General features: G+C 68.0%; 23 protein-coding genes and 2 tRNA genes. 9 read left to right on the top strand and 16 right to left on the bottom strand.

The features are described 5' to 3' along the window. The 13 genes from eno to moaA form a co-directional block, all read right to left on the bottom strand. On the bottom strand, positions 1-983 hold a 983-nt coding region (eno, locus tag C492_RS13415; protein WP_008424455.1), incomplete at its 3' end, for a phosphopyruvate hydratase. Next, positions 980-1,162 carry a DNA-directed RNA polymerase subunit K gene (locus C492_RS13420; protein ID WP_008424457.1) on the bottom strand — a complete coding sequence of 61 codons (183 nt, stop codon included), beginning with the start codon at positions 1,160-1,162 and terminating at the stop codon, positions 980-982. The genes C492_RS13420 and eno, both read right to left, overlap by 4 nt. Positions 1,163-1,164: 2 nt before the next feature. Next, the gene (locus tag C492_RS13425) at positions 1,165-1,359 is read right to left on the bottom strand and encodes a DNA-directed RNA polymerase subunit N (protein ID WP_008424458.1); all 195 of its coding nucleotides are present in this window, start codon (positions 1,357-1,359) and stop codon (positions 1,165-1,167) included. 12 nt (positions 1,360-1,371) lie between these two features. Next, entirely contained in the window at positions 1,372-1,770 is a 399-nt protein-coding gene (locus C492_RS13430) for a 30S ribosomal protein S9 (RefSeq protein ID WP_008424460.1), read from the bottom strand. After that, on the bottom strand, positions 1,764-2,210 hold the full coding sequence (locus C492_RS13435) for a 50S ribosomal protein L13 (protein ID WP_008424462.1): 447 nt from the start codon (positions 2,208-2,210) through the stop codon (positions 1,764-1,766). The genes C492_RS13430 and C492_RS13435 overlap by 7 nt, the downstream gene beginning before the upstream one ends. After that, positions 2,207-2,560 (bottom strand): 50S ribosomal protein L18e, encoded by a 354-nt coding sequence (locus tag C492_RS13440; protein ID WP_008424464.1) that lies wholly within the window; start codon positions 2,558-2,560, stop codon positions 2,207-2,209. Before C492_RS13440 ends, C492_RS13435 begins: the two co-directional genes overlap by 4 nt. A 179-nt stretch (positions 2,561-2,739) precedes the next feature. Next, positions 2,740-2,824 (bottom strand) — tRNA-Leu (locus tag C492_RS13445). A gap of 133 nt (positions 2,825-2,957) precedes the next feature. After that, positions 2,958-3,707, bottom strand: a complete 750-nt coding sequence (locus C492_RS13450) for a DNA-directed RNA polymerase subunit D (protein ID WP_008424466.1) — start codon at positions 3,705-3,707, stop codon at positions 2,958-2,960. Positions 3,708-3,710: 3 nt separating this feature from the next. Then, positions 3,711-4,100, bottom strand: coding sequence for a 30S ribosomal protein S11 (locus tag C492_RS13455; RefSeq protein ID WP_008424468.1), 390 nt, complete (start codon positions 4,098-4,100; stop codon positions 3,711-3,713). 1 nt (position 4,101) lies between these two features. Further along, complete coding sequence (locus C492_RS13460; protein WP_008424470.1) at positions 4,102-4,623, bottom strand: 30S ribosomal protein S4; 522 nt, start codon at positions 4,621-4,623, stop codon at positions 4,102-4,104. Next, on the bottom strand, positions 4,623-5,138 hold the full coding sequence (locus C492_RS13465) for a 30S ribosomal protein S13 (RefSeq protein ID WP_008424472.1): 516 nt from the start codon (positions 5,136-5,138) through the stop codon (positions 4,623-4,625). Before C492_RS13465 ends, C492_RS13460 begins: the two co-directional genes overlap by 1 nt. 71 nt (positions 5,139-5,209) lie before the next feature. Next, positions 5,210-5,292: transfer RNA gene (locus C492_RS13470), tRNA-Ser, on the bottom strand. 480 nt (positions 5,293-5,772) lie between these two features. Next, positions 5,773-6,759: a GTP 3',8-cyclase MoaA gene (gene moaA, locus C492_RS13475; RefSeq protein WP_008424474.1), complete on the bottom strand. Its 987-nt coding sequence runs from the start codon at positions 6,757-6,759 to the stop codon at positions 5,773-5,775. Positions 6,760-6,899: 140 nt separating this feature from the next. Between moaA and C492_RS13480 the strand changes: the two genes are divergently transcribed. Together C492_RS13480 and C492_RS13485 are read left to right on the top strand one after the other, a co-directional pair. Then, positions 6,900-7,559 (top strand): helix-turn-helix domain-containing protein, encoded by a 660-nt coding sequence (locus C492_RS13480; protein ID WP_008424476.1) that lies wholly within the window; start codon positions 6,900-6,902, stop codon positions 7,557-7,559. A gap of 46 nt (positions 7,560-7,605) precedes the next feature. Continuing rightward, positions 7,606-7,836, top strand: a complete 231-nt coding sequence (locus C492_RS13485) for a hypothetical protein (protein ID WP_008424478.1) — start codon at positions 7,606-7,608, stop codon at positions 7,834-7,836. A 6-nt stretch (positions 7,837-7,842) separates the two neighbouring features. Here the strand turns inward: C492_RS13485 and C492_RS13490 are convergent, their stop codons facing one another. Further along, positions 7,843-9,303, bottom strand: coding sequence for an RtcB family protein (locus tag C492_RS13490; RefSeq protein ID WP_008424480.1), 1,461 nt, complete (start codon positions 9,301-9,303; stop codon positions 7,843-7,845). A gap of 180 nt (positions 9,304-9,483) precedes the next feature. Between C492_RS13490 and C492_RS13495 the strand changes: the two genes are divergently transcribed. Continuing rightward, a complete protein-coding gene (locus C492_RS13495) occupies positions 9,484-11,370 on the top strand; it encodes a polysaccharide deacetylase family protein (RefSeq protein ID WP_008424482.1) in 1,887 nt (628 codons plus the stop codon). A 20-nt stretch (positions 11,371-11,390) separates the two neighbouring features. On the opposite strand, the gene C492_RS13500 is transcribed toward C492_RS13495, so the two are convergent. Beyond that, positions 11,391-11,810 (bottom strand): archease, encoded by a 420-nt coding sequence (locus C492_RS13500; protein WP_008424484.1) that lies wholly within the window; start codon positions 11,808-11,810, stop codon positions 11,391-11,393. Positions 11,811-11,956: 146 nt separating this feature from the next. On the opposite strand from C492_RS13500, the gene C492_RS13505 reads away from it, so the two are divergent. Then, positions 11,957-12,433, top strand: a complete 477-nt coding sequence (locus C492_RS13505) for a GNAT family N-acetyltransferase (protein ID WP_008424486.1) — start codon at positions 11,957-11,959, stop codon at positions 12,431-12,433. A 33-nt stretch (positions 12,434-12,466) separates the two neighbouring features. On the opposite strand, the gene C492_RS13510 is transcribed toward C492_RS13505, so the two are convergent. Next, positions 12,467-13,003 (bottom strand): ArsR/SmtB family transcription factor, encoded by a 537-nt coding sequence (locus C492_RS13510; protein ID WP_008424489.1) that lies wholly within the window; start codon positions 13,001-13,003, stop codon positions 12,467-12,469. A 193-nt stretch (positions 13,004-13,196) separates the two neighbouring features. Here C492_RS13510 and C492_RS13515 point away from each other — a divergent pair, with 193 nt between their 5' ends. From C492_RS13515 to C492_RS13535, 5 genes are all read left to right on the top strand, one after another. Beyond that, positions 13,197-13,409 (top strand): heavy-metal-associated domain-containing protein, encoded by a 213-nt coding sequence (locus tag C492_RS13515; protein WP_008424491.1) that lies wholly within the window; start codon positions 13,197-13,199, stop codon positions 13,407-13,409. A gap of 6 nt (positions 13,410-13,415) precedes the next feature. Next, a complete protein-coding gene (locus tag C492_RS13520) occupies positions 13,416-15,395 on the top strand; it encodes a heavy metal translocating P-type ATPase (protein WP_008424492.1) in 1,980 nt (659 codons plus the stop codon). Between the two features lie 92 nt (positions 15,396-15,487). Further along, positions 15,488-16,159, top strand: coding sequence for a hypothetical protein (locus C492_RS13525; protein ID WP_008424495.1), 672 nt, complete (start codon positions 15,488-15,490; stop codon positions 16,157-16,159). Between the two features lie 100 nt (positions 16,160-16,259). Continuing rightward, positions 16,260-17,435: a DNA primase small subunit PriS gene (gene priS / locus C492_RS13530; protein WP_008424497.1), complete on the top strand. Its 1,176-nt coding sequence runs from the start codon at positions 16,260-16,262 to the stop codon at positions 17,433-17,435. After that, positions 17,432-18,382: a DNA replication complex subunit Gins51 gene (locus C492_RS13535; RefSeq protein WP_008424499.1), complete on the top strand. Its 951-nt coding sequence runs from the start codon at positions 17,432-17,434 to the stop codon at positions 18,380-18,382. The genes priS and C492_RS13535 overlap by 4 nt, the downstream gene beginning before the upstream one ends. Positions 18,383-18,389: the final 7 nt, after the last annotated feature.

Consider the following 18,389-nt stretch of genomic DNA (forward strand, 5'->3'; position numbering starts at 1 on the left):
ATCAGGATGCTGTTGGCCGCGTTGCGATCGATACCCTCGCGAAGCCGCTCGGTGTTCGTGACGAACAGGTCGTCGCCACAGACCAGCGTCCGCTCGCCGACCGCGTCGGTGAGCTCGGCGAAGGCGTCGTAGTCGTTCTCGTCGAGGGGGTCCTCGACGTAGGCGAGGTCGTACTCTCGAACCAGGTCCGCAACGTACTCGATCTGCTCGTCGGTGTCGCGGCTGACGCCGGCGGAGTCGTACTCGTAGGTTTCCGACTCGGCGTCGTACATCTCGGCGGCCGCGACGTCGAGCCCGAATCGGATCTCGAAGCCGACCTCGTCTTCGACCGTCGAGACGGCCTCGTCGACGATCTCGAAGGCCTCCTCGTCGTCGATCGAGGGCGCCCACGCGCCCTCGTCGCCCTTCCCCGAGGGGTGGTCGCGCTCCTCGAGAACGTCCGCGACTGCGCCGTGGACGGCCGCGTTGGCGAAGACGGCGTCCTGAACGCTCGGCGCGCCGACGGGCGCCGCGAGGAACTCCTGGATATCGGTCGCGTCGGCGGCGTGTTCGCCCCCGCCGACGACGTTGCCCAGCGGGATCGGGAAGTTGTTCCCGCGGAAGGTCCCGCCGAGGTGCTGAAAGAGCGGCGCGCCGAGCACGTCGGCGCCGGCCTTCGCGGCGGCCATCGAGATCGCGACCGCGCTGTTGGCGCCGATCTTCGAGAAGTCGTCGGTGCCGTCGGCGGCCCGAAGCGCCGCGTCGATCTCGCGCTGGTTGCCCGCGTAGGTCTCGCCGACGAGCCGCGGGACGGCGTGTTCGCGGGCTGCGGCGATCGCCTCGCCGGCCGGCAGTTCGATCGCCTCGAACTCGCCGGTGCTCGCGCCGCTCGGTGCCGCGGCGCGGCCGAAACCGCCGCTCTCGGTGACGACGTCGGCCTCGACCGTGGGGTTGCCCCGCGAGTCGAGGATTCGGCGGAGCCGGACGTCGGTGACCAGCGTCACCGCTTGCCACCCCGTCGTACCGTAAACGGCAGGACGTCCGCGTCGTACTCCTCGGCGGCGATCAGGATCGGCTCGCTCCGGTCGGTCTCGATCAGCACAGGTGCGCCGTAGGAGATCTGCAGCGCTCGCGCGCCCAGAATGCGTGCCTTCTCGTATCGGTTGTGGCGTTCCTGTTGCATCGTTACTGGTAGGGTGAAACCACGTCGACGAGGTCGGTGTGACTGACGAGCATCCGCCGACAGCAGTAGCGGTCGACGCCCAGCTCGTCGAGCACCTTCTGGGGGTCCTCGTCGCCTTGGTTCGCCCGCTCGTCGAACTCCTCCCAGTGTTCGCCGACGACGTTGCCACAGGTGAAACACCGAACCGGTACCATCATGCTTGAATCACCTCAGCGGTAGGACTTCTGGTAGCGAGCCCGTGCGCCCGGGCCGCCCCACTTCTTCGGTTCGGACTGGCGCACGTCGTTGACCAGCAGCGAGCGGTCGAACTCCATGTAGGCGTCGCGGAGTTCGGCGTCGTTCGAGTGCTGGACGATCCCGCGGGCGATGGCGGTGCGGACGGCGTCGGCCTGACCGCTGATCCCGCCACCCTCGACGTGGACCTCGATGTCCATCTCGTCGCGAAGCTCGTCGCCGGCGATGCGGAACGGCTCGAGCATCTTGAGCCGCGACATCTCCGGTTCGACCAGTTCGACCGGTTTCGAGTTGATACGGACGCGGCCCTCGCCCTCGCGGACGGTCGCGCGGGCGACGGCGGTCTTTTTCTTTCCACTCGTGTTCGTTACCATGTGACGTTAGCACCTAACTGTTCGCTGACCTCGTGCAGGTGCACGAAGCGGATGTTCGAGAGTCGATCCAGCGACGTGTCCTCGAGGATCTCGGCCTCGCGGTCGTCGTCCTCGTAGGGGTTACCGACGTAGACGCGAACGCTGTCGAGCGCCTCGCGACCGCGGGGCTTTTTGTACGGCAGCATGCCGCGGATCGAGCGCTTGAAGATCGTGTCCGGCCGCTTCGGATAGTAGGGGCCGCTGTCGGAGCCAAGCTCCAGGCGCTTGCGGTAGGTGCCGAAGATGTCGTCCTCGTCGCCCGTGATGACGGCGTCCTCGGCGTTGACGACGGCGACGCGCTCGCCGTCGAGCGCGCGCTGGGCGACCTGGCTGGCGACGCGACCGAGAATGCAGTCGCGGGCGTCGACGACGACGTCCGCGTCGAACTCCGCTAGACTCATCGAATCACCCGGACGTTGGATCCTTCGGGGTTGTCCTCGAGCACCTGCTCGAGGGCGACGGTGTCACCGACCTGTTCGATCTTCGTCTCCGCGGACGACGAGAAGTCGACGGCGGCGACGGTGACGTTTTTCTGTAGCGCGCCGGATCCCAGCACCTTGCCGGGAACGACGACGGTCTCTTCCTCGCGTGCGTATCGCTCGATGCGGCCCAGGTTGACCTCGGCGTGAGTGCGCCGGGGCTTCTCGAGTCGATCCGCAACGTCTCGCCAGACGTCGGCGTCCCGCTCTCGGGACGTCGACTTCAGCTCGGCGATGAGATCGTTGAGCCTCGGATTGGTTTTACTACTCATTGGTTTCCTCCAAATCTGCGAGATCGACGGACTCGGAGGTGCCGTCGATCGTGTAATCGGTTGGTGAGAAGTGATGCAGGGAGCAGGATTTGAACCGCCGGGAGACGCTGTCGCGACTCCCGTAGCTCAAACCTGCACGTTCCATTTTTGCGGCTCTTCCGTTCGGTCGAGCCGAAAAATGCAGGGAGCAGGATTTGAACCTGCGGACTCCTACGAGACAGCGCCCTGAACGCTGCGCCGTTGGCCTGACTTGGCTATCCCTGCTCGCACTTCCGTGTACCCGTCGCCCCTTCAAACCCCTTTCGATTCCGACTGCCGACGGCTCGCCAGTCTCGTTAGCAACGGCGCTGGCGAGGCGGGCGTCGGCGGCGTGGGTTCGGGGGCGTCGGATCATGATCTATAGCTGTACCGCGTCCTCGAGTTCGGTCGCGCGCGCCTCGATCGAGTCGACGGCCCGCGTGACCAGTTCCTCGACGCTGAAGGAGCCGTCCGTCTCCACGTGGAAGACGAAGGCGTTTGGCACGTCCTCCAGACGAATCTCCTTGCCGGGGTGGCGGGTCGAGAGATCGTGATCGAACTCGCTTGTCGGCACGAGCTCGCCGTTTTCCTCGACGACGCCCCGGACGATCTGGGACTCGGGCTCCTGGAACTCCGGCAGGTCGTCGACGACCTCCACGCGCTGGAGGTGTCGGTAGCCGACCGCGACCCCGCCCTGATGTTTGGCGTGGTCCTTCCCGCGCTCGAGGCGGGCGTCGGCCTCGGCCTCGAGGCGCTGGCCGTCCTTGAGCTCGATGATCGGGACGTTCTCGTCGGCCGGTTCCACGAGGGAGTCGCTCGAGACGAGATCGCCCGAGTAGGCGGTGGCCGGTCCTTCGACGTCGATCGAAAGCGTGACGGTGTCGTCCTCGACGAACTCGCCTTCCGGCGGGGTCGTCAGCGGGACGAGCCCGAGACGCAGGGCGAGCTGTTCGTCGAACATCACCGACGAGTTCTCGATGAACCGGACGGTGTCGATCGCCATCGTCGGGACGTCGGCGACCATCGCGCGACGGATCCCGTTGGCGAACCCGGGCGTGATCCCCCGGACGAGGAATCGAGCCTCTCGATCCCCGCGTTCGACGAACTCGACGTCGTACTCCTCACTCATGGTCTAGTAGCCGCCCTTGCCTTTCGGTGCGCGCGATCCGTCGTGCGGGATCGGCGTGACGTCCTCGATGCGCCCGATCTCGATGCCCGAGCGTGCGAGCGCGCGGATCGTCGCCTGCGCGCCCGGACCGGGGGACTTCTGGAGGTTGCCGCCGGGGCCGCGCACGCGAACGTGCAGGCCCGTGATGCCGGCGGCCTTGACCTCCTCGGCGATCGACTCGGCCATCTGCATCGCCGCGTACGGCGACGCCTCGTCGCGGTTCTGCTTGACCGCGGTCCCGCCGGAGGACTTGGCGATCGTCTCCGACCCGGTGAGGTCGGTGACGGTCATGATCGTGTTGTTGAACGATGCGTGCACGTGGGCTACGCCCCACTTGTCGTCGTCCTGGCTCATGTTATTGCTCCTCCGCGCGTTCGGGGTGCAGGTCGTCCGCGAGCGGACTGTTCTCCTCGAAGTCGACGAGATCCTCCTCGTCGACGTCGACGACGTAGGAGGGGACCCGGTGGCGCTGACCGTCGACCACGATGTGGCCGTGGACGATGAACTGACGGGCCTGCTGGGTCGTGTTCGCAAGCCCCTTCCGGTAGACGACCGTCTGGAGCCGGCGCTCGAGGACGTCCTCGACTTCCAGCGAGAGGACGTCGCCCAGCTCGTCGGCCTCGTCGAGGACGCCGACGCGCTTGAGCCGACCGAGGAACTCCTCGGAGCGGCGGACGACGGTCTCGTCGTCCTGGGCCTGGCCGAGCAGCTCTCGAGCCTCGCGCCGGTAGGAGCGAAGCTCGGACTGGGCTCGCCAGAGTTCTTCCTTGTTCGAGAGCCCGTAGCGTTCGACCAGCGAGTGCTCGTCGGCGATGCGCTCGCCCTGGTAGGGGTGGTTCGGCGTCTCGTACTGCTTGGTGTCGGTTCCGAGCGGCATTATTCGTCACCCTCCTCGGCAGCCTCTTCTTCTTGCTCCTCCCGGATCTCCTCGACGTTGACGCCGATGGTACCCTCCGTCCGGCCGGTGGACTTGGTGCGCTGGCCGCGGACCTTCTGGCCGCGCTTGTGGCGAACGCCCCTGTAGGAGTCGATCATCTTCATCCGGTTGATGTCGTGTTGCCGGGTCAGCTGGAGGTCGTTGCCGATCTCGTGGGTCGTCTCGCCGGTGTAGAAGTCGTGCTGGCGGTTGTTGAGCCAGTCCGGAACTTCGTCGGCGTAGCTCTCCACGACCTCGACGACCTCGTCGATGACGTCGTCGTCGAGTCGGCCGAACGTCGCCGTTCGGTCGACGCCCGCCTTCTCGGCGATGAGTCGGGCGGTCCGACGACCGATCCCGTTCATCTCCGAGAGCGAGCGCTCGACGGACTTCGTCCCGTCGAGGTCGGTTTGACCGATGCGGACGAAGTACTGAAGGTCTTCGTCCTCTTGCTCTTGAGGTTCTTCCTCGCTCATGTGTGGTGAATGTGTGTCTGGTGTGCGCGCGTTGCAAAGCCGACCGACTGGCCGTCGATCGGGTAAGCCGACGTCGTGGCGGGGATTTGAACCCCGGAGGCTTGACGCCACATGGTTAGCAACCATGCGCCTTGGGCCGCTTGGCTACCACGACACGGTCTGGCTATCGTCGCCCGTACGGACTCGGGGACCGCGTCCCCTGCACGTATTGCACTCTCACCTATCGCCGACGGGTACTTAAGCGCAACGAATGCTGGCGCTCGGGGCGTGAATCGTTGCCGATAGCGAAGGACCCACTCGTCCGGTTCGTCACCGACGGCCTCGAGTCGATCGTCGTCGGGTTCGGCGGCGGACGGGCGGGATCGACCCGTCGTCGACGACCCCGTTGCTGAGCCGGAAAGCGACGGAACGTATCGGCCACAATTGTTTTGTGTACTAACAGAAACGGTCGGTGTGGAGCGATGCGCGTTCCTCGCGACGGCGGCGGTCGGGGGGTTCGCCGCCATCGCGGGCTGTCTCGAGCGGCTTCCGGGCGTCGGGCTCGAGGCGACCGCCGGCGAGGGGCTACGTCGGGTCGTTGCGACCGAACACCACGCCTTCGGAGAGAGTTCTCGAGGACGGTCGGCGGACTGGATTAGACCTCGGCGTAGCCCTCGACGTAGTCGTCGTTTATCTCCCACTCGTCGTCGTCGTTTTTGATCATGTACTCGCCGTAGTAGGGAACCCGGTTCGCGACGACCTCGCGGTAGGCCTCGCGGATCTCGGCGTCGGTCATCTCGCCCATCGAGCGCAGATCGTCGCTGCGGTTGAGACAGCCCTTCAGGTACCCCTCGTGGGTGACCCGCACGCGGTGGCAGTTCGCACAGAAGGTGGGGTTCTCGACCGGGTCGACGATCTCGACCATCCCCCGTCCGCCGTCGTCGTTCTCGATCCAGTACCGTTTCCGGTCGTGCATCTCCCGGTGTTCGACCTCGGCGGCCTGCTCGGCGAGCCAATCGTGGACCCGCTGGATATCGATGTTCCACTCCGGCCGACCGGTCAGCTCGGGCATGTACTCGATCAGCTGGAGCTGGAGCCCGTCGTTCTCGGCGACGTGGTCGACCATCTCCGGGACGTATCCCGCAGTGTGTTCGAAAACGACCATGTTGAGTTTGACGGGATCGAGGCCGGCGTCGACGGCCGCCCGGACGCCCTCGAGGACCTTCTCGTAGGCGCCGCTTTTCGTGACGGCGGCGAAGTCCTCCGGGTCGAGCGCGTCCTGGGAGACGTTGACCCGCTCGAGCCCGGCGTCGACGAGGTCCTCGGCCCGCCCCGGGAGGAAGGTGCCGTTGGTCGTCAGCGAGACCTCCATCGAGTCGGGCGTACGCTCGATGATCTCCTCGAGATCTTGGCGGAGCATCGGTTCCCCGCCCGTGAACTTCACGGAGTCGACGTCGAACTCCTCGACGACCTCGAGAAAGCGGACGACGTCGTCGGCGCTCATCTCGTCGTCCTGGGGATCCATCGGTCCCCGCGTGTCCCCCAGCCCTTCGTTGTGGCAGTAGACGCAGTCGAAGTTACACCGGTCGGTGAGCGAGATCCGAACCCCCGTGACCTCGCGTCCGAACTCGTCGGTTAACATACCGCCTACTTTCGGTCGAAACCGCTTAAGTTCGCCGGAGAAGATTGCGTCTCGTAACCGAATTCGGTTTCGTCTCCGCGGGACGCAACCCGCGAGAGGCGACGCGTATACTCTTGCGGCCGGGCGTGGTGACTCTCCGCATGAGCACGATCGCCGAGTTCACCGTCCCCGCGGAGTCGTTCGCGCTCGGATACACGATCGAGCGCGCGCCGTCTCTGGGGATCGAGATCGAACCCGTCGTCGCGGCGCCCCCCGACGCGGTGTTGCCCTGCCTGCGGCTTTCCGGCGACGAGGAGACCCTCGAGCGCGCCGACGTGGCCCTCGCCGCGGATCCGACCGTCGAGGCGGCGTCCCGGGTCCTCGACCTCGAGGGCGAGCGGTGGTATCGGGTGCGGTGGAACGGCACGGTCGTCGACCTCGTGGAACTGCTGACCCGGGAGGAGGCGACGGTGTTCGAGACCGGACTCGAGGGCGATCGGTGGCGGTTTCGGGTCCTCTTTCCGAACCGCGAGGCGCTGGCCCGGAGCTACGAGTACGCCACCGACCGGGGAGTGCCGATCGACCTCCGGAAGATCAACCGCCTCGAGGAGGCTCGCTACGACCGGTTCGACCTGACCGACGCCCAACACGAGACCCTCGTCGCGGCCCTCGAGCACGGCTACTACGACATCCCCCGCGGGATCGACATGGAGACGCTGTCGGACGAGCTCGGCATCTCCCACCAGGCGCTATCCGAGCGGTTGCGCCGGGCCCACCTGGCGCTCGTCGAGGAGGCCGTCGGCGCGGACGACCCGGCGTGAGCGCGCCGGCGGAACGCCTACCCGGATCGGTCGACAACGGATCCGCATGGACCGAGAGATGCTCGCGGATCAGCGACGGCTCGTCGAACTCCTCGAGAACGAGGGCTGGGACGTCACCGACCTCGAGCTCTCGGCCTACGACAGCCCGTGGGCCGACGAGGACGATCCCGAGGCGACCGTGACGATCACCGCCCGCAAACCCTACGAGAGCGAGGACGGTGACGACGACGGCGATCGCGACGGCGAGGACGACGAGAACCCGTTTCGGCTGAAGTGAGCGAAATCAACCCTTGATGTTACAGACGGGAAACGTCCGCGCGACCCTGTCGCCGATGCCCAGTTCGTCCGAGACGCGGACGACCTCGTCGACGTCCTTGTAGACTCCGGGGGCCTCCTCGGCGACGGTCGCGCCCGACTGGGCTTTCACGTAGATCTGTTGCTGGTCCTCGAGTTCCTGCTTTACGTCCCCGCCCCAGTACTCGTTTTTCGCCTGGGTGCGACTCATCAGCCGTCCCGCGCCGTGGGCCGTCGACCCGAAGGTCCGCTCCATCGAGTTCTCGCCGCCCCGCAGGACGTAGCTGCCGGCGCCCATGCTACCGGGGATGATGACGGGCTGGCCGACGTCGCGGTACGCCTTCGGCACCTCGGGGTGGCCCGCGGGGAAGGCTCGAGTCGCGCCCTTGCGGTGGACGTAGAGTTCGCGTTCCGTCCCGTCTACCGTGTGCGTCTCTTTTTTGGCGATGTTGTGTGCCACGTCGTACAGCAGGTCCATCTCCATCGCCTCCCACGAGCGGTCGAACACGCGCTCGAAGACCTGCCGGGTGCGGTGCATGATCAGCTGGCGGTTGACCCACGCGAAGTTGATCGCCGCGTTCATCGCCGCGTAGTAGTCCTCGGCGAGTTGCGAGCCCGCGGGCGCGGCCGCGAGTTCCTTGTCCGGCAGCCGATCGAGCAGCCCCTTGTGCTGTTGCTCGATCTTGCGCAGGTAGTCGTTACAGGTCTGGTGGCCCAGACCTCGGGAGCCACAGTGGATCAGGACGACGATCTGGTCCTCCTCGAGGCCGAACGCCTCCCCGACCTCGTCGTCGAAGACGTCGGTCACGCGCTGGACCTCCAGGAAGTGATTCCCGGAGCCCAGCGAGCCGATCTGGTTCTTCCCGCGATCTTTGGCCTTCTGGCTCACCTTCGAGGGGTCGGCGCCCTCGCGGGTCCCCTCGTCCTCGCAGTGCAGGAGGTCGTCCTCGACGGCGTGGCCGTGCTCGAGGGCCCAGTCGACGCCGCGAGCGAGGATCTCGTCGACGGTGTCGACGCCGGCCTCGACGATCCCGCCGCCGCCGAGCCCGGAGGGGACGTTGGCGAACAGCGAGTCGACGAGCTCCTCCTCCCGACCCTGGAGCTCGTCGTAGGTGAGGTTCGTTTTCATCATTCGTACGCCACAGTTAATGTCGTAACCAACTGCACCTGGGGAAATACAGCCGTTCTCGGCGTCGAGCGCGCCGACCCCGCCGACGGGGAAGCCGTAGCCCTGGTGGCCGTCGGGCATGCAGATCGCGTGTTTCGTGATCCCCGGCAGGTGGGTCGTGTTCTTCAACTGCTGGAGGGTCTTGTCCTCGCTGATCTCCTCGAGCAAGGCCTCGCTGGCGAGCACCCGCGCGGGGGTGCGCATCTCCCCCTCCTGGGGGATCTCCCAGACGTACTCGCGCACCTTCTCGAGGGTGACGTCGCCGGCGTCGAAGGTAGTCATACGCGGTACTCCGAGGGCGACGAGGAAAGAACGTTCGCCTCGAGCCCGCGATCGGGTTCGCCGGAACGCGATCGGTCCCGCCGACTCTCGGCGACCGGGCCCCCGTCCACGATTTGCTGGGTCAGCAAATCGTCGCCCCGCTTACGGTCCGTCGACGAGAACCCCCCCGCAGGTATCTCTATGGAACACGAACGCGACGCGGAAGGCGGTCCGTCCCGCCGGGGCCTGCTCGCCGCCGTCGGCGCCACGTCGACCGCCCTCGCAGGCTGTACGGATCTCCTCTCGAACGACGACGACCCCGCCGACTCCGGACCCTGGCCGGCGCTCGAGTCGGGCGAGGTTCTCTCCGACTTTCAGGATCTCGAGGAGTGGACCGCCCGGACCGGTGCCGTGTCGGGGGCCCCCGAGGAGGCGCTGACGGGGTCCCAGGCTGCGGTTCTGGAAAGCGATGGGGAGACCGCCGAGATGAGTCTGGAGTTCTCCGACGGGTTCGACCTCTCGGAACTGGATCTCTCGGACGGCCTCGACCTCGAGGGGTGGGACGTCTCGCTGGCGGTCAAACCCGAGTCCGCGACCCGGATTCGCGTCGAGTTCGTCGCCCCGAGCCGGGAGGAACGGCTCACGAGCGTCCGACTGGTTCCGGACGGGTTCGACGGCTGGTTTCGCCTCGACTGCGGCTACCAGCAGAAGCCGGCCGAGGAGCCCGACCTCTCGGAAGTCACTCGCATCGACGTCGTCGCCGAGGGGCCGGACGGCGGCCCGACCAGACTGGTGGTCGACGACCTCCGCCGGACGGAGTCGGCCGACAACGGGGCGGCGATCCTCGCGTTCTACGGCGGCCACGACTCCCACTACGACGTCGCGGCGGACCTCCTCGAGGAGCGCGGCTGGACGGCGGCCGTACCGGTTCCCCCCGAGCGAATCGGCGAGGACGGACGGATGACCCGCGAACAGCTTCGCGACCTCGGCGACCGCGGCTGGGACGTCTGTCCGCTCCCGGAGCCGTCGACGCCGCTGCCGGAGCAGTCCGCGGACGGGCAGCGACAGGTTCTCGAGGACGCACGGGCGACCCTCGAAGGGGAGGGGCTCGACGACGGCGCCCGGCACCTGTTCGTTCCGGACGAGGGATTCGACGCGGAGACCTACCGGATCGCGCGGGACGTCTACGACGCCGCGTTCGTCTCTAACTCCGGGACCACGGGCGTTCCCCCGACGGAGATGCACGCGATCCCGTACATCTGGGGACCGGCGCTTCACACCGGCGTTCGCCGCCACGTGAACCTCGCGGACCAGTACGACCTGCTCACCGTGATCCGCGTGCCACGGCTCGTCGACGACGACGCTGCGAACGTGGGCGTCGACGAGAACCGGATGTCGATCGACGACTTCGGGCTGTTGCTCGAGCACGTCGACCACCGCGGCCTCGACGTCGTCACCCCCTCGGACCTCGTCGACGGAACGTTCGAGCGCGACCGCGAGGAACCGGCGGAGCCGGAGCGCCCGGACGGAGTCGTCTTCGAGGAGGGGCGATCCCACGCGTTCGACGGCTCCGGAGCCGGCGAGACGTCGTCGTTCGACCTCGAGGAGGGCCTTATCGTGGCGACCGTCTCCGGCGACGCGTCCGAGATCGCCGTCGATCTGGTGCGGGACGAGGGCGTCGGTATCGACGAGACGCTGGCGCGCACCGACGGAACCGACGGGGAGTCGGTCTCCGTCGTCGACGGCGGCGCCTACCGCCTCGAGGTCGCGGCCGACGGCGCGTGGTCGATCGAACTCGAACAGCCCGCGGTTCGCGGCGACGACCTCGAAGACCTCCCGGTCGAGGCGTCGGGGTCGGGCTCGGCGTTCGTCGGCCCGCTCTGGACAGACGGCGACGTCAGGGTCGTCGCGACCCACGACGGCGACGAACCGTTCGTCGTCGACGGCCACGGCGCCGACGGCCACAGGGAAGTTCTGGTCAATCGGAGCGGCGAGTTCGAGAACTCGCGGTCGTACAAGGCCGGCGGCCCCGTCTGGCTCGACGTCGAGGCCGACGGGAACTGGACCCTGTCGATCACCGACCCGTAGCGCCGACCGCGCCGGACCGCTCAGACGTCGAAGACGACGTAGGCCTCCCAGCCGTCGCCGACGTCCTCGAGGCGCATCTCCGAGTAGGTGACGGCCTTGATCTCGCGGGCGTCGACCGCATCGAGGGGGATCCCGCGGGCGCTGCCCTCGAGGCGCCACTCGCCGTCGTCCGATCCGTCGATTTGCTCGACGCGGTTATCGACCGGCAGGACCGTCCGAACGTCCCGCAGGTAGATCAGCTCGTCGAGGTAGTCGAACAGCAGGGCCTCCCGGCTCTCGGCCGCGACGGAGACGGCGAACCGGTCGCCGCCGTCGTCCGGGATCGCGTCGCAGGAGGCGGCCGCGAGGCCGTCGGCGACCGCGGCGAAGACGTCCTCGAGGCGCTCCCCGGTCGCCGCCACGCCGACGTCGGCGGTGTGGTCGCGAAGCTCGAAACTCATACCCGGTCTTCTCGAGCCCGCGAGGTATGTCCGTCGCTTCGCGTGTCGCCGTCGACGGTCGCGCCGGCGCGGCGAACTGGGACAGTTCGCGGCGAACGGTCGCGCTGCCGGTGGAATTATATTGACGACCCTGCTACACTGTGGTAGTGAGCGTCAACATCGACAGTCGCGTCGTCGCCCCGGGGAGCGACGAGCTCGTCGAGGAAGCCTGGCAGCTCAAGGAGCGTATCAACAGCCAGGAGGGCGTCCTCAAACAGCGCTACGAGTTCTTCACCGACGCGTACCGCCGCTCGACGGTCCACTGCTATCTGCGGGACGACGAACTCGTCGGCTTCGCGGCCGTCCGCCGGGACGGGTACATTCTCTTTCTGGCGGTCTCGACGGAGTTTCGCGGCCGGGGGATCGGCAAGCGACTCGTCGCGCGGGTCGCCGACGACCACGAGTCGATCACCTGCCACGCCCGGACCAGCAACGAGAACGCCCTCGAGTTCTACGAACACCTCGGTTTCGAGGTCAAACGCCGGATCAACGGCTACTACGAGGACGGCGGCGACGCCTACTACCTGAAACTCGGTTCGGACTCCGGACTGGCCGATCGGATCTCGGAGTTCGTTCGGCGCTGATCCGACGACTCGAGCGGAATCGCCCACCCTCGCCTACGCCCCGGTGTCGTCCCTGACGGTCCCCGTCACGAACGCCCGACGGAGGATCGTCGACAGCAGGTACGTCTCGTACTTCTGATCGCGGCAGTGCTCGCAGGGGGCCATCTCGGCTGCGATCCGGTCTATCGTCTCGCCGTACTCGGCCTCGAGGTCGGCCACGATGGCTGCGACCTCGGGCGCGATCGAGTCGGCCATCTCCTCGAGGTCGTCCCGCGCGCTCTCGGGGACCGCATACGAGAGCACGATCGTGTTCGCCCGGTAGTACTTCTCGGTCCCGCCGCTTCGCTCCTCGAGGCGAGCGACCTCGACGAGATTCGCGTCGCGAAGTTCGTTGACGTGGTGACGGACCGTGTTGCGCGTGCGGTCGTAGCCGCGGGCCTCGAGTTCCGCGTCGATCTCGGCAACCGAGTGCTCGGCGTCCGCGAGCATGTCGAGGATCGTCGCGCGGACCGGTTCGTCGACGGCGCTCGAGACGTTCGTATCCCGGATCGCGACGTCCTCGATAGCGACGTCCGACGTGAATTCGACCATTGGATAGCGGATGTAGGTGGCGAGTTCCCAAAGGCGTTCAGCCGAACGCGTCGGTAGTCGGAGTCGACTCGAGGCCGGTTCGTCCACCGTCTAGACGAGTCGTTGAACCGGTAGCAACGTCCGTGCCTGTTCCCGAACACATCATTTGAGTGATGTATTTACGGAGCGGGGTCGTACGACCAATCGAAGACCGATGACTCAGATCGAATACCGCGTGACAGATTTCGACTGTCCGACCTGTGCGAGCAACGTCGAACGAACGCTCGCGAAAACCGAGGGCGTCGACCGCGCCGCGGTCCACTACACGACCGGCCGCGTCGAGGTCGAGTACGACGAGGCCGCCGTCGACGACGCCGAGCTCGAGCGAACCATCGCGAAGCAGGGGTACACGCCCCGGTTACGGTGAGCACCGATGGATCTCAGAAGACAGTTCCAGAAACACCGCAAACCGGCCGTCGTCGTCGCGAGCGGCCTGCTGTTCGCGGTCGGGTGGGTCGCCGGCTACGGCTCCGGCCTCGAGACCGCGAGCGCGACCCTGATGGTTCTCGCGGCGCTCGTCGGCGGCTACGACGTCGCCAGGAAGGCCTACTACACCCTCCGAAGCGGCACCGTCGGGATCAACACCCTCGTCACGCTGGCCGCGATCGGCGCGATCGCCATCGGCGAGTACTGGGAGGCTGCCGCCGTCGTCTTCCTGTTCGCGCTGGGGACCTACCTCGAGGCCCGAACGATGAGCAAGACCCGCTCGGCGCTGACGGAACTGCTCGAGATGACCCCGGACACCGCGCTCGTCCGCCGGGACGGTGATGGGGGCGAGGCGTCGCGCGCCTCGAAGAGTCGAGCGGGTTCCCCGCGAGACTACGTCGAGGTGCCGGCCCGGGACGTCGAACCGGGCGAAACTGTACTGGTCAAACCCGGAGCGAAGGTCCCCGTCGACGGCGACGTGGTCGGCGGCGAAAGTGCGATCGACCAGGCGCCCGTCACCGGCGAGAGCGCGCCCGTCTACAAGCGCGCGGGCGACGAGGTCTACGCCGGCACCGTCAACCAGGAGGGCGCCCTCGAGGTCGTCGCAACCGGCACCGGCCGCGATACGACCCTCGAGCGGATCATCCGTCGCGTCGAGGAGGCCCAGGAGGCGACGGCGCCGACGGAGACGATCATCGAGCGCTTCGCGACGTACTACACGCCCGCGATCGTCGCGCTGGCGGTCGGCGCCTACGCCGTCACCGGTAACGCCGTCCTCGCGCTGACGCTGCTCGTCATCGGCTGTCCCGGCGCGCTCGTCATCGGCCCGCCGGTCAGCATCGTCAGCGCGATCGGGTCGGCGGCCCGGTCGGGCGTGCTGCTGAAAGGCGGCGAGCACCTCGAGACCGCGGGGAAGATCGACCTCGTCGCGTTCGACAAGACGGGCACGCTGACGAGTGGCGAGTCGACCGTCGCGAACGTGACGGGGTTCGGCGTCGACGACGAGACGGTCCTGCGCCACGCGGCCATCGCCGAGAAGCGGAGCGAACACCACCTCGCGGATGCGATCCTCGAGGCCGCCAGCGGTCCCAGCGGCGACTCCGCTCCCGTCGCGGACGGCGGCGCCGTCCTCGAGCGATCGACCGAAGCGACGGGCCTCGAGCCCGACGGCCCGGCGATCCCCGATCCCGACGACTTCGCGGTCGCCGCTGGCAAGGGCGTCCTCGCCGGCCACGACGGTCGGCGGATCGTCGTCGGCAACCGGACGCTGCTCGACGAGCGCGGGATCGACGTCCCGGACCGCGTCGAGCGCCACGTCCGCGACCGGGAGGAGGCCGGCGAGACGGCGGTCTACGTCGCCCTCGAGGACGAGGTCGTCGGCGTCGTCTCGATCCGGGACGAACTCCGCCCCGCCGCGGCCGGCGTCGTGGCGGCCCTCGAAAACGCCGGCGTCCGCACCGTGATGCTCACCGGCGACAACGAGCGCACCGCCCGGTCGGTCGCGGCGTCGGTCGGAATCGACGACTACCGCGCCGGCCTCCTTCCCGAGGAAAAGCAGCGGGCGATCGAGTCGTTCCGGGACGACGGCCACGTCGTGTCCATGGTCGGCGACGGGATCAACGACGCGCCGTCGCTGGCGACCGCCGACGTCGGCGTCGCGATGGGCGCCGCGGGCACCGACACGGCCATCGAGACGGCCGACGTGGCGCTGATGGCCGACGATCTCGAGCGCATTCCCGACGCCGTGGGTCTCAGCAAGGCGACCCGCCGGAACGTCGCCGAGAACGTCGCCGTCGCCGTGGCGACGGTCGGCCTGCTGCTGGCCGGCGTCTTCGGCGGTTACGTCCACATGGCAAGCGGGATGCTGATCCACATCGCCAGCGTCCTGCTGGTGATCCTGAACGGGATGCGGCTGCTGCGGTACTGATACGGTCGGACAGCACTGTTCGACGGGACGACCGTTCGGCGCGACCAGCGCGACCGATTCGAACCACCACCGACACACCCACACGATCCACGATGAGCACCACTCCCCACGAATCCGACTCCGAACTCGAGACCGACCCCGAACCATCCTGCGACCGAACGAGCTGGGCCGTCGACTACGACGTCGACCCGATCCGACTGCGCGATCCAGCCGCCGAGGCGCTGGCCCTCCTCGAGCCCGGCGAACCGATCGTCGTCACCTACGCCGATGTCCTGAAAGCGGCGGGCCACTCCTGTCCCACGACGGCGGGCGCCTACCGGCTCGCGAAGGACGCCCTCGAAGCGCTGTACCCCGACGGACTGCCCGTCCGCGGCGACGTCGCCGTCTTCGCGGGCGGGCCGCGAGACGATCCGGCCTACGGCGTCACGGCGCGTCTGATCTCGTACGTCACGGGCGCCGCGGGCGAGGACGGCTTCGCCGGGCTGGCCGGCGGCCACGGCGGGCGGAGGGACCTGCTGGACTACGGCGCGATCGGCACCGACGGGATCGCCTTCGAGTTCACGCGGACGGACACCGACGAGACCGTCCGGGCGACCTACCACGTCGAGGACGTTCCGGCCGGCGGCCCCGCGACCGCCGACCTGCCGAAGCTGATCGACGGCACCGCGACCGACGCCGAACGCGAGGCCTTCGCCGTGGACTGGCACGACCGCGTCGCGGCGATCCTCCGCGGAGAGCGGTACGTGACCGTCGAACCGCGCTGAACGGCCGTCGGTCGATCGTCGCGAAATCCTCGAGAACCGGTCCCGTAGAGTCGACCATTCGGCAGGGTTATACGGTCCCACTTACGACTACTCGAGTCGTATGGAGGAGCGAACGAGGGCCTACCTTCGGGGTCGATTCCGCGATCACTACCGCCGCACGGAGCTGACGCTGCCGCCCGCGGCCAACGAGCGCGAGTGGGGATACATCCCCTGGACCGAGGGCCCCGACACGACGATGGTTCGCCACCGTTCGCTGCTCGAACTCGGCGACCTCGAGGAGTTCCTCGTCCGCAAGCGACCCCGCCACGTCTACTTCTCGGCGGGGCGGTTTCGCGACCCCGGCGCGGGCTCGATGCACGAGAAGGACTGGCAGTCAGCGGATCTCGTCTTCGACCTCGACGCCGACCACCTGCCGAACGTGACGCTGGGCGAGGACTCCTACGCCGAGATGCTCGCGACGTGTAAGGACGCCCTGCTGCGCCTGCTCGATTTCCTCGAGGACGACTTCGCCTTCGAGGACCTCGAGATCGTCTTCTCGGGCGGGCGGGGATACCACGTCCACGTCCGCGACGAGTCGATCCGCCACCTCGACCGGGAGCACCGCCGCGAGGTCGTCGACTACGTCCGCGGGATCGGTCTGGAGTTCGAGGAGCTGATCGAGACCGAGACCGTCGCCGGGCTGGGCCGAAAGACGCCGACCGAACGCCGCACCCTGCGAACCGAGGGCGGCTGGGGCGCCCGCACCCACGACCGGTTTATGGCCTTCGTCGACGAGTTGCTCGCCCTCGAGGAGGAGGCGGCCCTCGAGCGACTCCGGGAGTTCGACGGGATCGGCGAGGGGAAGGCGACGGCGACGTTAAACGCCGCCCGGAACAACCGCGAGGGGCTCGAGGCGGGCAACGTCACCGTCCACACCGCCGTCGCCCAGCTGGCCGAACGGTTCGCAGAGCGGGCGGTCGAGGCCGACAACGCCCCGATCGACGAGCCCGTGACCACGGACACGAACCGACTCATCCGCCTGCCGGGCAGTCTCCACGGCGGCAGCGGGCTCGAGACGGTCCGCCTCGAGCGCGACGAGATCGACGCCTTCGACCCGCTGGTCGACGCCGTCCCGGAGACGTTCACGGGCCACGAGATCCGGGTCGACGTCGCCGACGGCGGCGAGGTCGAGCTCGGAGGAGATAGTTTTACGGTTCCGGAGGGCGACCAGTCGCTTCCGGAGTACGTCGCCGTGTTCCTCATGGCCCGGGGCCGCGCCGAGAAGGAGAAAGAATGAACCTCGACGAGCTACGATCCGTCCAGAGCAAGGAGCGCCAGAAGGACAGCCTCCAGAACCTGCGCCCCTCGTTCTACCAGGAGGTCGGCGAGTACATCGCCGAACTCGAGGCCGAACGCGACCGCGCGGCCGAGCGAGCCGACGACCCGTTCTCCTCGCCCGAGGTGAGCCGACTCACCGACGAGATCGAGACCGCCAAAGACGTCGTCGAGGCGATCTACGAACGGCGGATGGGCAAACTCGTCAAGCAGGCCAGCCTCGCGGCCGCGGGGATGGCGGCCGACGACGACGGCCTCACCGCCGAGGAGGCCGACCTCTTCGAGGATCTCGTCGACCGCATCGACGCGAACAAGACGCGCGTCCTCGACGTCCTCGAGGGCCTCGAGGCCGAGAGCGGCGATGCGTCCGAGCCCGAGGCGGTCGACGAGTCCGACTCGGCGACGCCCGACGACGCGCCGCCGGCGACGCCGATGGAACCGGATCCGACCGCCAACGTCGCGGATCGCAGCGAGAACGCGGACGTCGACCCGACGACGATCGAGCCCGACGACGACCCCCGGGCGTCGGACGCCAGCGACGTCACGGCCGCGGACGTCATGGGTGGGTCCGGCCCGCCCGTCGACGAGGACGCACCGAAACCCGACGCCGAGCCGACCTCGCCGGCCGACGGCCCCGAGGACGACACCGAGCCGCCGGGCGAATCCGTCGATCCCGAGTTCGACGAGGACACCGCGGGCGATTCGCTCGAGGATTCGGAGCCCGCCGCGGGGTCCTCCTCGGAGTCCGACGACGTCGAGCGGGTCACGGTTCGGATGACCCGCGACGTCGGCTCGATCCTCGGCGTCGACGACCGCGAGTACACCCTCTCGACCGACGACGTCGTCACTCTGCCCGAACAGAACGCCTCGCCCCTGCTCGAGCGCGACGCCGCGGAACGGCTCGACTGAGGAGTCG

Origin of the sequence: Natronococcus jeotgali DSM 18795, from assembly GCF_000337695.1 — an archaeon.
In the GTDB taxonomy this organism is placed as follows: Archaea; Halobacteriota; Halobacteria; order Halobacteriales; family Natrialbaceae; genus Natronococcus; species Natronococcus jeotgali.

Excerpts from the sequence above, each read along its gene's own strand:
- C492_RS13525 (WP_008424495.1), top strand. The coding sequence starts at position 15,488 with ATGAGCACCACTCCCCACGAATCCGACTCCGAACTCGAGACCGACCCC.
- C492_RS13450 (WP_008424466.1), bottom strand. The coding sequence starts at position 3,707 with ATGAGTGAGGAGTACGACGTCGAGTTCGTCGAACGCGGGGATCGAGAG.
- C492_RS13535 (WP_008424499.1), top strand. The coding sequence starts at position 17,432 with ATGAACCTCGACGAGCTACGATCCGTCCAGAGCAAGGAGCGCCAGAAG.
- C492_RS13490 (WP_008424480.1), bottom strand. The coding sequence starts at position 9,303 with ATGACTACCTTCGACGCCGGCGACGTCACCCTCGAGAAGGTGCGCGAG.
- C492_RS13430 (WP_008424460.1), bottom strand. The coding sequence starts at position 1,770 with ATGGTAACGAACACGAGTGGAAAGAAAAAGACCGCCGTCGCCCGCGCG.
- C492_RS13515 (WP_008424491.1), top strand. The coding sequence starts at position 13,197 with ATGACTCAGATCGAATACCGCGTGACAGATTTCGACTGTCCGACCTGT.
- C492_RS13500 (WP_008424484.1), bottom strand. The coding sequence starts at position 11,810 with ATGAGTTTCGAGCTTCGCGACCACACCGCCGACGTCGGCGTGGCGGCG.
- C492_RS13460 (WP_008424470.1), bottom strand. The coding sequence starts at position 4,623 with ATGCCGCTCGGAACCGACACCAAGCAGTACGAGACGCCGAACCACCCC.
- moaA (WP_008424474.1), bottom strand. The coding sequence starts at position 6,759 with ATGTTAACCGACGAGTTCGGACGCGAGGTCACGGGGGTTCGGATCTCG.
- priS (WP_008424497.1), top strand. The coding sequence starts at position 16,260 with ATGGAGGAGCGAACGAGGGCCTACCTTCGGGGTCGATTCCGCGATCAC.
- C492_RS13425 (WP_008424458.1), bottom strand. The coding sequence starts at position 1,359 with ATGATGGTACCGGTTCGGTGTTTCACCTGTGGCAACGTCGTCGGCGAA.
- C492_RS13435 (WP_008424462.1), bottom strand. The coding sequence starts at position 2,210 with ATGAGTCTAGCGGAGTTCGACGCGGACGTCGTCGTCGACGCCCGCGAC.
- C492_RS13485 (WP_008424478.1), top strand. The coding sequence starts at position 7,606 with ATGGACCGAGAGATGCTCGCGGATCAGCGACGGCTCGTCGAACTCCTC.
- C492_RS13480 (WP_008424476.1), top strand. The coding sequence starts at position 6,900 with ATGAGCACGATCGCCGAGTTCACCGTCCCCGCGGAGTCGTTCGCGCTC.
- C492_RS13420 (WP_008424457.1), bottom strand. The coding sequence starts at position 1,162 with ATGCAACAGGAACGCCACAACCGATACGAGAAGGCACGCATTCTGGGC.
- C492_RS13520 (WP_008424492.1), top strand. The coding sequence starts at position 13,416 with ATGGATCTCAGAAGACAGTTCCAGAAACACCGCAAACCGGCCGTCGTC.
- C492_RS13495 (WP_008424482.1), top strand. The coding sequence starts at position 9,484 with ATGGAACACGAACGCGACGCGGAAGGCGGTCCGTCCCGCCGGGGCCTG.
- C492_RS13510 (WP_008424489.1), bottom strand. The coding sequence starts at position 13,003 with ATGGTCGAATTCACGTCGGACGTCGCTATCGAGGACGTCGCGATCCGG.
- C492_RS13465 (WP_008424472.1), bottom strand. The coding sequence starts at position 5,138 with ATGAGCGAGGAAGAACCTCAAGAGCAAGAGGACGAAGACCTTCAGTAC.
- C492_RS13440 (WP_008424464.1), bottom strand. The coding sequence starts at position 2,560 with ATGAGTAGTAAAACCAATCCGAGGCTCAACGATCTCATCGCCGAGCTG.
- C492_RS13455 (WP_008424468.1), bottom strand. The coding sequence starts at position 4,100 with ATGAGCCAGGACGACGACAAGTGGGGCGTAGCCCACGTGCACGCATCG.